12 protein-coding genes and 1 pseudogene are annotated in these 15,460 nt (G+C 40.4%); 5 read left to right on the top strand and 8 right to left on the bottom strand.

The window, feature by feature from the left end:
- Positions 1 to 9 precede the first annotated feature (9 nt).
- Both EWZ81_RS05025 and EWZ81_RS05020 read right to left on the bottom strand, forming a co-directional pair.
- Positions 10 to 1,746: a nickel-dependent hydrogenase large subunit gene (locus EWZ81_RS05025; protein WP_165549225.1), complete on the bottom strand. Its 1,737-nt coding sequence runs from the start codon at positions 1,744 to 1,746 to the stop codon at positions 10 to 12.
- Positions 1,747 to 1,758: 12 nt separating this feature from the next.
- Positions 1,759 to 2,910 (bottom strand): hydrogenase 1 small subunit, encoded by a 1,152-nt coding sequence (locus tag EWZ81_RS05020; RefSeq protein ID WP_165549224.1) that lies wholly within the window; start codon positions 2,908 to 2,910, stop codon positions 1,759 to 1,761.
- 159 nt (positions 2,911 to 3,069) lie between these two features.
- Here EWZ81_RS05020 and mdaB point away from each other — a divergent pair, with 159 nt between their 5' ends.
- Complete coding sequence (gene mdaB / locus EWZ81_RS05015; protein WP_165549223.1) at positions 3,070 to 3,654, top strand: NADPH:quinone oxidoreductase MdaB; 585 nt, start codon at positions 3,070 to 3,072, stop codon at positions 3,652 to 3,654.
- 47 nt (positions 3,655 to 3,701) lie between these two features.
- Here mdaB and EWZ81_RS05010 read toward each other — a convergent pair whose 3' ends face one another.
- The 4 genes from EWZ81_RS05010 to ispG form a co-directional block, all read right to left on the bottom strand.
- Entirely contained in the window at positions 3,702 to 5,750 is a 2,049-nt protein-coding gene (locus tag EWZ81_RS05010) for a DUF262 domain-containing protein (protein ID WP_165549222.1), read from the bottom strand.
- 120 nt (positions 5,751 to 5,870) lie between these two features.
- Entirely contained in the window at positions 5,871 to 6,929 is a 1,059-nt protein-coding gene (locus EWZ81_RS05005) for a tetratricopeptide repeat protein (RefSeq protein WP_165549221.1), read from the bottom strand.
- A gap of 11 nt (positions 6,930 to 6,940) precedes the next feature.
- Positions 6,941 to 8,146 carry a 2,3,4,5-tetrahydropyridine-2,6-carboxylate N-succinyltransferase gene (locus EWZ81_RS05000; RefSeq protein WP_165549220.1) on the bottom strand — a complete coding sequence of 402 codons (1,206 nt, stop codon included), beginning with the start codon at positions 8,144 to 8,146 and terminating at the stop codon, positions 6,941 to 6,943.
- 2 nt (positions 8,147 to 8,148) lie between these two features.
- Positions 8,149 to 9,228, bottom strand: coding sequence for a flavodoxin-dependent (E)-4-hydroxy-3-methylbut-2-enyl-diphosphate synthase (gene ispG / locus EWZ81_RS04995; protein WP_000892453.1), 1,080 nt, complete (start codon positions 9,226 to 9,228; stop codon positions 8,149 to 8,151).
- A gap of 119 nt (positions 9,229 to 9,347) precedes the next feature.
- Between ispG and EWZ81_RS04990 the strand changes: the two genes are divergently transcribed.
- Genes EWZ81_RS04990 through EWZ81_RS04975 form a run of 4 tightly spaced genes read left to right on the top strand, consistent with a single transcriptional unit; the run spans position 9,348 to position 14,428 of the window.
- On the top strand, positions 9,348 to 10,475 hold the full coding sequence (locus EWZ81_RS04990; RefSeq protein WP_165549219.1) for a succinyldiaminopimelate transaminase: 1,128 nt from the start codon (positions 9,348 to 9,350) through the stop codon (positions 10,473 to 10,475).
- On the top strand, positions 10,468 to 11,817 hold the full coding sequence (murC, locus tag EWZ81_RS04985; RefSeq protein ID WP_165549218.1) for a UDP-N-acetylmuramate--L-alanine ligase: 1,350 nt from the start codon (positions 10,468 to 10,470) through the stop codon (positions 11,815 to 11,817). The genes EWZ81_RS04990 and murC overlap by 8 nt, the downstream gene beginning before the upstream one ends.
- The gene (locus EWZ81_RS04980; protein WP_078296881.1) at positions 11,817 to 12,179 is read left to right on the top strand and encodes a hypothetical protein; all 363 of its coding nucleotides are present in this window, start codon (positions 11,817 to 11,819) and stop codon (positions 12,177 to 12,179) included. Before murC ends, EWZ81_RS04980 begins: the two co-directional genes overlap by 1 nt.
- Positions 12,179 to 14,428, top strand: coding sequence for an endonuclease MutS2 (locus EWZ81_RS04975; protein WP_425251282.1), 2,250 nt, complete (start codon positions 12,179 to 12,181; stop codon positions 14,426 to 14,428). Before EWZ81_RS04980 ends, EWZ81_RS04975 begins: the two co-directional genes overlap by 1 nt.
- Positions 14,429 to 14,577: 149 nt before the next feature.
- Here EWZ81_RS04975 and ppa read toward each other — a convergent pair whose 3' ends face one another.
- Positions 14,578 to 15,099 carry an inorganic diphosphatase gene (ppa, locus tag EWZ81_RS04970; protein WP_001047005.1) on the bottom strand — a complete coding sequence of 174 codons (522 nt, stop codon included), beginning with the start codon at positions 15,097 to 15,099 and terminating at the stop codon, positions 14,578 to 14,580.
- A 51-nt stretch (positions 15,100 to 15,150) separates the two neighbouring features.
- Positions 15,151 to 15,460: pseudogene (locus tag EWZ81_RS04965) on the bottom strand (glycosyltransferase family 25 protein); the annotation flags it as partial.

Genomic DNA, 15,460 nt, shown 5'->3' with positions numbered 1-15,460 from the left:
TAACCCTTTTTAGAATTTAGCGAAATTAGGCTCTACTTTAAACTCGTTTAAAGACTGCCCTTTAAAATCCATCACATGCACCGAGCATGCGATGCATGGGTCAAAAGAATGGATAGTCCTAATGATTTCTAAAGGCTGGGTTAAATCAGCGATTTTAGTGCCAATCAAGCTCATTTCATAAGCCCCCCTTTGATTTTTAGAATCTCTAGGCCCCGCATTCCAAGTAGAAGGCACCACCGCTTGATAATTTTCCACCACGCCGTTTTTAATACGCACCCAATGGCTTAGCATGCCCCTTGGCACTTGACCAATGTAGCGCCCTTTATATTCTTGATTTTTATCAATATGATAAGGAGCGCAAGTGCTTTGATCGCTTTTTAGATTTTCCACTAGCGCATCAAACGCTAAAAGGCCATTATCAGCGATAGTTTTAGCTTCAATACACCTTGCAGCCGTGCGCCCAAGCGTTGAAAACAACGCCTCTAAAGGCAGTTTAGTGTCTTTTAAAAACTTAGTAGCCACTTCAGTAACATAAGGGTTTTTCGCCGCTAAACCCACCACTACGGAACTTAAAGGGCCTACTTCCATGGGCTTACTATCGTATCTGGGCGATTTTATCCAAGAATATTTATTTTGAGTGTCAAGCACTTTAGCAGGAATGATTTTATTTTCAATCCCCACGCTCTCGCCGTCTTTTAAACCGGTATAATGCGGGTTAGTTTGCCCGTCATAAGGGTGGAGTTGTGCTTCTTTAGTATTTTCGTATTGATACCAAGAATGCGTAACTTCTTCTTTAATCAAACTCTCATCAATGGGGTGCAGTTTGGAAATATCCCCATCAAGCACCACCCCACTACTCAAAAGGTATTTATCCCTCCCAAGCAACACTTCTTCATAAGCGATAAAATTCCTTAAGCCACAGCCTTTAATAACGGATGGCTCATTAGCGAACATTTCGCCCGCCATCACTAAATCCGGGTAGTAAGCATGGTTGATGAAATTGGCCACCACTTCAAATTTGCTCTTCCATTCAGCCAATCTCGTCGGATCCAATATATCCATAACGCTCGTAACACCCCCCACCGTTAGGCTTTGTGGGTGAGGCTGTTTGGCCCCAAAAATAGCGGTCATTTTCGCCGCTTCCCTTTGGATTTCTAAAAGCTTGAGGTAGTGGCTTAAGACGATTAGATTTTGTTCTGGGCTTAAACGATAGGTTTTATGCCCATAGTAGCCGTTACTAAAAGGCCCTAACGATCCGCTTTTAGCGAAATCATTCAAGCGTTTTTGAACCGCTTTTAATTCACCCGCACCGGTATTAATGGGATAAGGGCTGTATTTGAAAGAAAGTTTTGCCGCTTGAATGGGATCGGCTTTTAAAGCGCTCATAATATCGCACCAATCAAGCCCATGCAAAGTATAAAAATGCACCACATGATCATGAAAAAGCAACGCCATGTTCATCAAAGATCGCACCAATTGTGCGTTTAATGGGGGGGTGATGCCTAGAGCGTTTTCTACCGCCGTGATACCGGCCTTATAATGCGAATAAGTGCATACCCCGCAAATCCTTTGAGCGATAAAGCCTGCATCTCGTGGGTCTCTGCCCTTAATAATGGTCTCTAGCCCCCTAAAAAGCGTAGAAGAAGAAAACGCATCGGTGATCACATTATCATCATCTACGATCACTTCAATCCTTAAATGCCCCTCAATCCTGGTGATAGGATCGACTATTATTTTTTTTGACATGTTAATCCCTTATTACTTGTTTTTGATCGCTTTAGAAAGGAGCGCATGCGCGGCAATGCCAATAGCGGTTGCACTCAGCAAAGTCGTGCCGACTTTATCCGCTACTTTATCAGCCCCTAAGCCATCAAAGGCGGTTTTAATGGAGCGATTCGCCAAAGGCTCTTCAAAAGGACTCATCGTGTCCCAAAAATTAGGCTCAGAACACCCTATGCACCCATGCCCTGCACCTATGGGCCAAGAAGTGTGTGAATTGAAGCGGAGTTTGGAGCAATTGTTGAAAGTGTAAGGCCCTTTGCAGCCCATTTTATACAAGCAAAAACCCTTTTTAGCGTTTTCATCGCCAAAATGTTCCACAAATTCGCCCGCATCAAAATGCCCTCTCCTTTCGCACAAATCATGGATTCTGTTCCCATAAGCCCAAGAGGGGCGGTTATAGGCATCCAATTTAGGGAGAGCCCCAAACATCAAGTAATAAAGCACATTGCCCACGATATTTTTTTCACTAGGCGGGCAACCGGGAACATTGATCACGGGTTTATCAATGATTTTATGCAAGGGTTGCGCGTTAGAGGGGTTAGGGTAAGCCGCTTGCACGCCCCCAAAACTTGAGCATGTGCCTATGGCAAAAATAGCGGCTGCGTGTTGGGCGGCTTTCTTGCACTCTTCAGCTCCCGTTTCAGCGTTTGGGCCTTGAGTGAGAAAGTATTCTGTGCCTTGGGGGATACCGCCTTCTACCATTAAAATGTAATTGTTTTTATGTTTTTCTATGGCGTCATGCAAGCTTTTTTCGGCTTGAAAACCGCTCGCTACCATAATGGTCTCATGGTATTCTAGGTTGATGTAATCAAAGATAATGCTATCAATGGTGGGGTCTGCACTCCTTAACAAACTCTCGCTACAGCCGGTGCATTCTGCCATGTGCAACCAGATCACGGGCAATCTGTTAGCCACTTCTAGCGCTTTCAAAGTCAAGGGGGTAAAACTGGCCGGCAAAGCTAACGCTGTGCTCATCATGCCCGCCCACTTCAATAAATCACGCCTAGAAATGCCCGCCCCCTTAAACTCGTCTTGCAAGTTTTTATGCTCGTTATGAGCGTTAAACGAACGAATGATATCAAGGCGTTCTTCAATCTTTTGATAAGTCTTTTTTTCATCGTAGAACATCGCCATTCCTCAAATAGAAATTTTCATTATCTTAACATAATAAAAATAATGTAGTGGCAATTGATTGTTTTTTAGTTTTTATTGAGATTGAGGGAATTTCTTTAATATTAAGTTTCATTTGGATAAAATTCCCCCCTATTTTATTAAAAAAGGAACAAAATGAAAAAAGTACTCATCATTAACGGGGCCAAAGCGTTTGGGGGCTCTGGGGGGAAACTCAATGAAACCTTGGCCAACCATGCAAAAAAGACTCTAGAATCTTTGGGGCTAGAAGTGGATACAACAATCGTGGATAAGGGCTATGATCATAGCCAAGAGGTGGAGAAAATCTTTAGCGCTGATGCGACGATTTGGCAAATGCCTGGCTGGTGGATGGGCGAGCCTTGGATTGTGAAAAAATACATTGATGAAGTCTTCACTTCAGGGCATGGGAAGCTTTATGCTAGCGATGGCAGAAGTTCGCAAAACCCCACTAAAAACTACGGGAAAGGGGGCTTGATGCAGGGCAAAAAATACATGTTGAGCTTGACCTGGAACGCTCCCATTGAAGCCTTTAACGATCCTAGTGAATTTTTTGAAGGGGTGGGCGTGGATGTTGTGTATTTGCATTTGCATAAAGCGTTCCAGTTTTTAGGGCTTTCAGCACTGCCCACTTTTATTTGTAACGATGTGATGAAAAACCCCCAAGTGGAGCAGTATCTTAACTCCCTAACCACGCATTTGCGCCAAGCTTTTGGTAAGTGATTTTAAAATAAGGGCTTTTTAACCCCCCCATTTTTTGGGGGGCTTGTTTATTCCACAATAAAGTCTCTGGGATTGAGATCGCAGCCTAAGATGAGATCTTTAAGATTACTGCCCGTAGTTTGATAACTCGCATTGCTTACAAAGTAGAATCCGTATTTTTCAAAAGGCACAACCAAAGTGCCATCTCTATCCCTTAATTGCGCTTTTGCTTTATCCCAACAAATGTATCTTTGAGCTTCATCCGTGTAGCTTTCAAAGGCCTCTCTGGCGTTTTCTAATAAGTAGTCTATGACAGCGTTAGCCAATTCCTTAGCGTTTCTTACTATTTTCCTTTGCTGATTGGGGAGTCTGACGCTTTGAAGATTATGGGAAGTTAAGTCATCATCAAGGGTTTTACTGATCTCTCTGGTGCGGTATTCTTTGGGCAGATCTTTAAACAATTCCACTTGACAAAATTGATCCGCTAAATATTCGCTCCTAGCCTTCACTTCCTCTATCCCCCAAGAATGGGTGTTATTGATGAAATAGTCGTTTAAATGCAAGGAGCTGTGTTGTTCCATAAGCGCAATTTTTGCCTCGTAAGGTTTGTTGCCAAGCTTTTGATTTTGCCCTGATAGGGTCAGATTCCCAAAATTATTGAGGTAGTCTTGCTCAAAAGTGAAATAGTCCCCCACCCTATCGCGCCATTCTTGTGTGGGTTTTTGGGGGTAGAAATGCTCCACTTCTAAATTCTCTTCTTTGGGCGGTTCGGCGTTACTTAATTTTTCTATCTCAAGCAGGATGAATTTGCACGCTTGATTTGCTGAATAAGCGTTACGAACAGCAAACGCCGCTTTAATTTTATCGTCATTGGGGAACGCCGCTTGACCAACGCTCTTGCCCAGATACCGCTTGAATGCATCGGCTGAAACATTTTCCCCTAGCTGTCTGTGTAAAGAATAAAGAACTCTGGTAAGCGTAGGGGTAGAATCTCCGCACACGCTTCTGCGCACGAAGTAGCTGATAAGGATTTGCAAAATTTCGTAGAAATTTTCATAATCTAATTTGCCTTCTTCAAAATCTCTAGCACAACGCAAAACAAAGGGCTTTGCCACGCCAAATTTGATTTTTACGAGATCTTTAATGCGCAAGCGTAAATTCGCTAACTGCTGCGAGTCTCCACGCTCTAAAAAATAATGATCTCTGTCTAAAAAGATTTGATAGATTCTGCCATACTCTCGCATATCGCTCATAAGACCTTGTATATCGTTAGGGAAATTGTCTCTGTGGTGGTCTTTTAGCGCGTAATACACTTCGCGCTCTCCCTCTTTGACTTTATCTTCAAAATAGATTCTCAGATAAGTTTTGATAAAATCATTCAAATCCTTTTCACCAAGCCAATTTTCTAAAGGAACCCAATAAGTATCATAGAGATGTTTTTGGTTGTCAGAATTTTCCCCCATCATCAGATAGTTGCGGATGAGATCTAGCCCTTTTAGTTGCACGCCTGTGGCGTTAATGCTTTCAAACACCACTTGCGGATCGTCTTCGCCCAACTCTAAGCCTATGGCTACGATTTTAAGCCGCAAAAACGCCCCATAAATCTCTTCTATGCGATACCCTTTGCTGATATAATTTTCAAGCTCTTTGGTGAAAAATCTATAATTATTCCTAATGTGTGATACACCTTGCAGTTCATGCGATCGATTTTGCATGACTAAATCAAAGGCTTCTTTGTCGCTTTTAATGGGCTTTAGGCGCAACCTTTGTCCCGAAAGATTGAGTAGATTATCAATCTCTTTTTTTATCCCTTCATTTTGTATCTTTGTTTCTATGGCTTTAAGCAAAAGCATGATGGTAGTAACCCTTTGCTGCCCGTCAATGATGACAAATTCTTGCAGTTGTCTTAAGCTCTTTTCATCATCAATCAAATGCAAAATATAAGTGATAGAACCCATGAAATGCGTTTTCTTATTTTGAGAAATACTGACAATATCTTGCAGGAATTTTTCACAATTTTCTTCTGCCCAAGTGTAGTTCCTCTGATATACAGGGATAGAAAATATCGTGCCTGTTAAGGCAAAAAAGTCGTTAATGGTGCTTTGTGTTGCTTTCATAGCTCTTCCTTTTAAATAAGATCAAAATCACACCGAGTATTAAATCAAAAAAAAAAAAAAGAGCTTAAACTTTTGAAAAAACCGCAATTTGTGGCTGAATTGATTAAGAAATGGCTATTACTAGGGTATCTCATAAGAATGATACGGCATGAACAAGCGCCCGTAATTAGGATTCACGCGCAATAAATGCTCTTTGAAATTCCCGTAATTACGACAGCTTGACTCAAAACCATTATCGCATGCATACGAGAATAAATCCAAAGCCCTTTGATCGTCTTGAGGCACGCCTAAGCCCTTTTGATACAGCACGCCTAAATTGTTACAGCTCCCCAAAATCCCCCCATCGCATGCCATTTGAAAATATTTCGCCGCATAGTGGTTATTCAAAGGAGCCCCTAAATCCCCATTCGCATAAATCCAGCCTAAATTCGCACACCCCATCATATCCCCAGCGTTACACGCCAAATAATTCAAATCCACTTGACTGAGCTTGGCCTTATCAATGCCATAAATATTATTCACATTAGACATCAAGCCCAGATTATAACACCCCATATCATTCCCATTATCGCATGAAAACTTATAATAACCCATCGCTTTGTAATAATCTTTGGGGACTCCACTCCCGTTAGCAAACATCCAGCCCAAATTATTGCATGCGATCATATCCCCCCCTTGACAAGCCACCGCATACAATTGGAGAGCGTTTTCTTTGTCGTTCGTATCCGCATTTTTCTTGTTTTCATACATTTGAGCCAGATTCGCGCAAGCGGTCGCATCGCCCCCACTGCAACCCATTTCATAATAGCGAGCGGCTTTTAATCGGTTCGTTTGGATCCCTACCCCATTAGCATACATCGCCCCCACTGCAAAACACCCGGCCGCATTGCCATTATCGCACGATTGGGAAAAAAGCTTAAAAGCCCCTTGATAATCGCCCTTTTTAGCCAATTCAATACCGGCAGAAAGCTCGGTTTGAGCGTTTTCAGGCGATCCTAATTTGTCTAACAGATTAGAATTATCGTTTTTAGGGGTGATCTGGGCGTTAGGGTTTGGCGCGCCCTTAGCGTTAGCGGGGTTTAATTCAGGGGGCGTGTTTTTTTGGGCTTGATTGTTTTCTTCAGCGCCGCTAAGCTGTAAGATTAAAAAAATAAGCAATAACAAACTTTTTTTGAGCATTCTTTTAATCCTTAATGCAGGTTTTGATTCAACTCAATTTTTTTCACGCTCCTAAAAGCAATCAGCTTACCATCTTGGCTATTGGAACGAAAATGCACGCCATTTTTGCCGGAAAGCTCTTTGCCTTTGTAAAGATTATTGGCATGTTTTTCTAAAGCGCTATTCACTTCTAAAAGTTTTTTAAACTCATTTTCTTCAATTTCTATCACGCTCCCAGCTAGTATCGCAACGCCTGCATCCACAATACAGCCATCGCCTAGACTAATTCCGGTAACGCTATTAGCCCCTAGCAAACAATTTTTTCCGATGCTAATGGGGTTGTTATTCCCTCCGCTTAAAACGCCTAAAACGCTCGCTCCCCCACCAATATCAGTGCCTGCTCCCACCACCACCGATGAAGAAATACGCCCCTCATTCATGCACACTCCCATAGCCCCTGCGTTAAAATTCACATAACTAGCCCCGGGCATTTGAGTGTAACCACCAGTTCCTAAATACGCTCCAAAGCGCGTTTTTGAGCTATCCAGTAAGCGGATATTGTCAAACTCAGGGATTAATTGCATCAAATAGCGTGGGAATTTATCTATAAAATCAATGCTAGGAAAATTGCCTTGCATTTTTAAAGCCACTTCGTTCATTCTAAGCCATTCTAATTCATAAGGCTTGTTGCCGCTCCAAGCCGCATTAGAAAGCTGGTTAAAAATACCCTCTAAATTCAAACTCCTTAAAGGGGCTTTACCTAAAGAGAGCGCTAAAAGTTTCATATACGCGCTCTCCACGCTCTCGCAAGGCTTATCTTCATACAAGATCACCAAGCGATAAAGAGACTCCCCATCGCTATTTTTCAAACGATTTTCTTCTAAAGCTTTTAAAAGCTCTAAAACCACTTGGATGTTTTTATGAGTCATTTTATTGGAATAGGCTTCATTCAAAAAGGGCGTATAAAAATCCAGCGCTTTTAACACAAAACTTTCATCAATCTCAATAATGCGCTCGCTCGCGCTCTCTTTTAGGATTTTTTCTTTAGAAAGCGAGTTGCAAAACACCGCATAAGAGCCTAAATTTTCATCTTTCCAGTTCAAAACGGGGTAAGTGGTGCATAAAATCTTTTTAGAAATAGGGGCAATATCCACTCTGGCAATACCAAAGCCTAAAGGCTCTTTATAGTGGTTAGATTGCTGGTAGTTGCTCACAAAATTTTTAAATTTATTGATCATGCCTAATCCTTTAAACTTTTTTCTCTTTCTTTAGCTAAATTTTCCACTTCTATCACAAAAGTTTCAAACAAATCCTTTTCAGCCAATTTGTGAATGACTTTACCCTCTTTAATGATCAAACCACTGCGATTCCCAAAAGCGATCGCCATGTCTGCATGTTTGGCTTCACCTAAAGCATTCACCACGCACCCCATCACGCTAATGTCTAAAGGGGTTTTAATGTGGCTTAGGCGTTTTTCTACCTTGCTCGCCATATCCACTAAATTGGCTTCAATACGCCCGCAAGTGGGGCAAGAAATCAAATTAATCCCTTCTTTCAAACGCCCGCTATGGCGTAAAATCGCTCTAGCCACTTTGATTTCATTTTCTAATTCCCCTGTGATGGATACGCGCATCGTATCCCCAATGCCCTCCATTAAAAGCCCCCCTAAAGCCATGGCGGATTTGATACTGGAGCTAAAAAGATTACCCGCTTCAGTAACCCCCAAATGGAAAGGATAGATCACAAGAGGGCGTAGCATCCTATAAGCTTCTATGGTGCGCATCACATCGCTCGCTTTTAAAGAAATCTTAAAATCAGTAAAATCCAAATCTTCTAAAAGTTTGGCGTTATACAAAGCGCTTTCTACCATGCCTTTTGGGGTGGGTCCGTATTTTTGATCAAACTGCTTTTCTAAACTCCCAGCATTCACGCCAATTCTTATAGGAATGTTTTTTTCTTTGCAAGCATCAACCACCGCTTTGATTTTGTCTTTAGATCCGATGTTTCCGGGGTTAATCCTGATCGCATCCACGCTTTGAGCGGCAATGAGAGCGAATTTATAATGGAAATGAATATCAGCGATTAAAGGCAAAGGGGACACTTTTTTCAATTCTTTTAAGGCTAGGGCGTCCTTTTCATTACTCACCGCCACCCTCACTAAATCAGCCCCGGCGAGTTTGAGTCTGTCAATTTGATTTTTAGTGCTTTCAATATCAGCGGTTTTACTAAAGGTCATGCTTTGCGTGCTTATGGGAGCATCACCCCCTATGGCCACGCCACCGATAAAAATTTGCTTGGTCTTCACTCTGTTTTCTAGCATTAAACCTCTTCATCAGTTAAATTCTCACTCGCTATTATACTCTTTCTTAGTGGTTTCACACCATAACGCTTAAATTTTAGGTAAGATTAACTATTCCATTTTAAGATTAAAGTAGCCCTATGACCTTTGAGCCTTATCCTTTTGAACGATTAAGAGTCTTGTTTAAAGAAATCACCCCTAAAAAAAAGGGGCTAGATTTAGGCATCGGCGAGCCACGATTTGAAACGCCCAAATTCATTCAAGACGCTCTTAAAAGCCACACCCATTCGCTCAATATCTACCCTAAAAGCGCGTTTGAAGAGAGTTTGAGAGCGGCTCAAAGAGGTTTTTTTAAACGCCGTTTTAAGATAGAATTGAAAGAAAACGAATTAATCTCCACGCTAGGATCTAGGGAAGTGTTATTCAATTTCCCTAGTTTTGTTTTATTTGATCATCAAAACCCCACTATCGCCTACCCCAACCCTTTTTATCAAATCTATGAAGGATCAGCCCAATTTTCTAGAGCCAAAAGCCTTTTAATGCCCTTAACTAAAGAAAACGATTTCACGCCAAGCTTGAATGAAAAAGAATTGCAAGAAGTGGATTTAGTGATCTTAAATTCCCCCAACAACCCCACCGGAAGAACCCTTTCTTTAGAAGAGCTGATTAGTTGGGTCAAACTCGCATTAAAACATGATTTTATTTTAATCAATGATGAATGTTATAGTGAAATTTATGAAAATACGCCTCCCCCTTCGCTTTTAGAAGCTTGCATGCTTATTGGTAATGAAGCGTTTAAAAATGTTTTGGTTATCCATTCGCTCTCCAAACGCTCCAGCGCTCCAGGGCTAAGGAGTGGCTTTATCGCTGGGGATAGCAGCATTTTAGAAAAATACAAAGCGTTTCGTACCTATTTAGGCTATACGAGCGCTAATGCGATCCAAAAGGCTAGTGAAGCGGCTTGGCTAGATGATGCGCATGCAGAATTTTTCCGCAATATTTATGCGAATAATTTGAAACTAGCGCGAAAAATCTTTAAAGACACGCTCATTTATCCTTATAGTTTTTATGTGTATCTGCCCGTTCAAAACGGCGAAAATTTTGCCAAAACGCTTTATCAAAACGAAGGCATTACCACTTTACCGGCTTTGTATTTAGGGCGTAATCATATCGGTGCTGATTGCGTGCGTTTAGCCCTTGTCTATGACACCCCCCTTTTAGAAAAGCCTTTAGAAATCATAGAAACTTATCGAGAAAATCATGCTTGAAACCCCAAAAGTTTTACTCAAAAACCTGCAAGATTGCAAGATCCATTTTATCGGTATAGGGGGGATTGGCATTTCAGGTTTAGCCAAATACCTTAAAGCGCAAGGGGCTACAATCAGCGGCTCTGATATTGCCATAAGCCCCAGCGTTAAGTATTTGAAAGCTTTAGGCGTAGAAATCAATATCCCGCATGATCCAAAGGCGATTAAAAATCAAGATGCCATCATCCATTCAGCCATTATTAAAGAAGACAACACAGAAATACAAAGGGCTAGGGAATTAGAAATCCCTATTTTATCTCGTAAAGACGCTTTGTATTCTATCCTTAAAGACAAGCGCGTTTTTAGCGTGTGCGGGGCCCATGGAAAAAGCAGTATCACCGCCATGTTGAGCGCGATTTTCCCCTTTTTTGGAGCGATTATTGGGGCGCATTCTAAAGAGTTTGATTCCAATGTGCGAGAGAGCGCGAATGATAGCTTGGTTTTTGAAGCCGATGAGAGCGATTCAAGTTTTTTATTTTCTAACCCTTATGCCGCGATTGTGCCTAACACAGAGCCAGAACATTTGGAGCATTATAACCACGATTTAGAGCGTTTTTTCTTCGCTTATGAATATTTTTTAGACCATGCTCAAAAAAGAGTGATCTATAAAGAAGATCCTTTTTTAAAAAACTATTCTAAAGACGCTATTGTTTTAGAAAAAAAAGACATTTATAATATCCAATACATTTTAAAAGACGGTGAGCCTTACACTTCATTTGAATTGAAAGATTTGGGGGCTTTTTTGGTGTGGGGGTTAGGCGAACATAACGCTACGAATGCGAGTTTGGCGATTTTAAGCGCTTTAGATGAATTAAATTTAGAAGAAATTAGAAATAATTTATTGAATTTCAAAGGCATTAAAAAACGCTTTGATATTTTGCAAAAAAACGCGCTCATCCTCATTGATGATTACGCCCACCACCCCACTGAAATCAGCGCCACTTTAAAAAGCGCTAGGATTTATGCTAACTTATTGAACACGCAAGAAAAGATTGTAGTGATCTGGCAAGCGCACAAATATTCTCGCTTAATGGACAATTTAGAAGAGTTTAAAAAATGTTTTTTAGAGCATTGCGACAGATTGATCATTTTACCCGTTTATAGCACGAGTGAAGCTAAAAGAGACATTGATTTGAAAGCCCATTTTAAGCATTATAACCCCACCTTTATAGACAGAGTGCGTAAAAAAGGGGATTTTTTAGAGCTGTTAGTCAATGATAAGGTGGTAGAAACGATTAAAAAAGGCTTTGTGATAGGTTTTGGAGCGGGGGATATTACCTATCAATTGAGAGGCGAAATGTAATGGGTGCAGCGGTTGTTTTATTTTTAACGCTGATTTTATTGTTTTTAGTTTTAAGGGATTTTGGTTTAGCTAGCCCCAAACAAAAGATTTTAGCTTTTTTAATCGTAGGGATTATAGGAGCGAGCATCAGCGTTTATACTTACAAACAAAACCAACAAAACCAACAAGAAATCGCTTTGCAAAGAGCGTTTTTAAGGGGGGAAACCCTGTTGTGTAAAGGCATTAAAGTCAATAACCAAACCTTTAATTTAGTGAGCGGGACTTTAAGCTTTTTAGGCAAAAAACAAACCCCTATGAAAGACGTTCTTGTGGATTTGGATTCTTGTCAGACGCTTCAAAAAGATCCCTTAATCCAACCCTAATGATGAATAATAATAATACCCCACCAAAACCCCTAGAAGAAAGCCTGGATTTAAAAGAATTTATCGCTCTTTTTAAAACCTTTTTTGCAAAAGAAAGAGATACTATTGCTTTAGAAAACGATCTCAAACAGACTTTCACTTATTTAAACGAAGTGGATTCGATCGGTTTGATCGCCCCTAAAAGCGTGAAAGAAAGCGATCTTATTGTTGTCAAACTCACCAAATTAGGGACGCTCCATTTAGATGAAATCTATGAGATCGTTAAACGATTGCGCTACATTGTCGTTTTACAAAACGCTTTTAAAACTTTCACGCATTTAAAATTTTATGAACGCCTTAACGCCATTATTTTACCCCCCTTTTTTAATGATCTAATCGCTTTATTGGATGATGAAGGCAAAATCAAACAAGGGGCGAACGCCACCCTAGACGCTTTGAATGAAAGCTTGAACCGCCTTAAAAAAGAGAACGCTAAAGTCATTCATCATTACGCCCACTCTAAAGAGTTTGCCCCCTATTTAGTGGATACGCAAAGCCACCTTAAACATGGTTATGAATGCCTTTTATTGAAGAGTGGGTTTTCTAGTGCGATCAAAGGCGTTGTGCTAGAAAGGAGCGCTAATGGCTATTTCTATCTTTTGCCTGAAATCGCACAAAAAATCGCGCAAAAAATCGCGCAAATTGGTAATGAAATAGATTGTTGTATCGTTGAAATGTGCCAAACTCTAAGCCATAGCTTGCAAAAACACCTTTTATTTTTAAAATTCCTTTTTAAAGAATTTGATTTTTTAGACAGCTTGCAAGCACGGCTTAATTTCGCTAAAGCCTACAATTTAGAATTTGTCATGCCAAGCTTTACGCAAAAAAAAATGGTTTTAGAAAACTTTTCGCACCCCATTTTAAAAGAGCCAAAGCCCTTAAATTTGAAGTTTGAAAAATCCATGCTCGCTGTTACTGGCGTGAATGCGGGCGGGAAAACCATGCTCTTAAAATCACTTTTAAGTGCGGCTTTTTTAAGCAAGCATCTCATTCCTATGAAAATCAACGCTCATCATTCTACTATCCCCTATTTTAAAGAAATCCACGCCATTATTAATGACCCTCAAAACAGCGCGAACAATATCTCTACTTTCGCCGGCAGAATGAAGCAATTTAGCGCTCTTTTATCCAAAGAAAACATGCTTTTAGGCGTTGATGAAATTGAGCTAGGGACTGACGCTGATGAAGCGAGCAGTTTGTATAAAACCCTGTTAGAAAAATTGCTTAAGCAAAACAACCAAATCGTTATCACCACACACCACAAACGCCTGAGCGTGTTAATGGCAGAAAACAAGGAAGTGGAATTACTAGCCGCTCTTTATGATGAAGAAAAAGAACGGCCCACTTACACTTTTTTAAAAGGGGTTATTGGCAAAAGCTATGCGTTTGAAACCGCTTTACGCTATGGCGTGCCGCATTTTTTGATTGAAAAAGCGAAAGCCTTCTATGGCGAAGATAAGGAAAAATTGAATGTTTTGATTGAAAATTCCAGTGCACTAGAAAGGGAATTAAAACAAAAAAATGAACGTTTAGAGAACGCTTTAAAAGAGCAAGAAGATTTAAAAAACGCATGGCTTTTAGAAATGGAAAAACAAAAAGAAATCTTTCACAATAAAAAATTGGAATTGGAAAAATCCTACCAACAAGCCCTAAATATCTTAAAAAGCGAGGTCGCTTCAAAAGATGCCAGCTCCATGCATAAAGAAATCCATAAAGCGAGCGAGATTTTAAACAAACATAAAACAAACCAAGAGATCCCACAAACAATAACAAGCTTTCAAATTAACGAAAAAGCACGCTATAAAAATGAAAGCGTGATGGTTATGCAAATTTTAGACAAGGGCTATTATTGGATAGAAACCGAGCTTGGCATGCGCTTAAAAGCGCATGGGAGTTGGTTGAAAAAAATCCAAAAACCCCCTAAAAACAAATTCAAACCCCCTAAAACAACCATCCCTAAACCTAAAGAAGCAAGCTTGCACCTTGATTTAAGGGGGCAACGCAGCGAAGAGGCCCTGGATTTACTAGACGCTTTTTTAAACGACGCGCTTTTAGGGGGCTTTGAAGAAGTGCTTATTTGCCACGGCAAAGGGAGCGGGATTTTAGAAAAGTTTGTGAAAGAATTTCTAAAAAACCACCCCAAAGTGGTGAGTTTTAGCGACGCTCCCATTAATTTAGGCGGCAGTGGGGTTAAAATCGTTAAATTGTAGTTTTTGGCGCTTTTTTATGGGGGGATTAATATAAAAATCCGCTTTAAACTATAAAGCCATTTCACACCAACACCCAATGAGAACAAAGCCTTTTAAAAGAGCGTTAAAAAGGGTTTTTATCGCTTAATTGAGCCAAAACCCTTAAATCTTTAGCCTTGATAGGCTTTTATGGCTTTCTCTAAAACCTTAATCGCGCTCTCTTTGTTTTCAAACCCCTTGACCTTCACCCATTTATTAGGCTCTAAATCCTTGTAAGTTTCAAAAAAATGCTTGATTTTATCTAAAGTGTGTTTGGATAAATCATCAATATCTTTGACATAGGAATGCGTGGGATCAATCTTATCTATGGGCAGAGCGAGTAATTTTTCATCCACTCCGCTTTCATCTTCCATGTTCAACACCCCAACCAAGCGCGCTTTCACCACGCTCCCGGCTTGAAAAGCCACATCGCTTAAAACAAGCGCATCTACAGGGTCGCCATCAGATCCTAAAGTGTTAGGCACAAAGCCGTAATTCGCGGGGTAATTTTGCGCCCCATAAAGCACCCTATCCACCATTAAAGCCCCGCTTTCTTTATCCAATTCATACTTGATATTAGAATGCTTGGATATTTCAATCACCACGCACAAAGAATCAGCGTCATGGCTCACTTCTAATTGGTCTAAATTCATTGCAATCTCCTTTGAATAAAAAGACTTATTCTAACATAAAGCCCGCTCTTTTTAAACCTCTTTAGGGGTTTTTAAAGGAGCGTATTGTTTGCTGTATTTATTAAAGGCTTTTAAGCACTTTTGAGCGTTAAATTTATGATAAAAAAGATTATCAAAATAGGATTTTCTAGGGGGTTTTAATGAAATGTCAGGCTTTTTTACGCCTTGAATGGTACTATTGAAAGCATGTTTGTTTAAAGAAACAGGGCAAGGCAAATAAGTAAAATTAGCCACATCATGGTAAGTGGGGTTGTTCATGAACATATCCACCGGCTCTATGATTTTAAAACGCTCCGTGGCTTCTATAAAAGTTTTAGCGCCC

This window comes from Helicobacter pylori, from assembly GCF_011140715.1.
Taxonomy (GTDB): Bacteria; Campylobacterota; Campylobacteria; order Campylobacterales; family Helicobacteraceae; genus Helicobacter; species Helicobacter pylori_DA.
The sequence above is the reverse complement of the archived record's forward strand: the minus strand, read 5'-3'. Positions and strand labels throughout refer to the sequence as shown.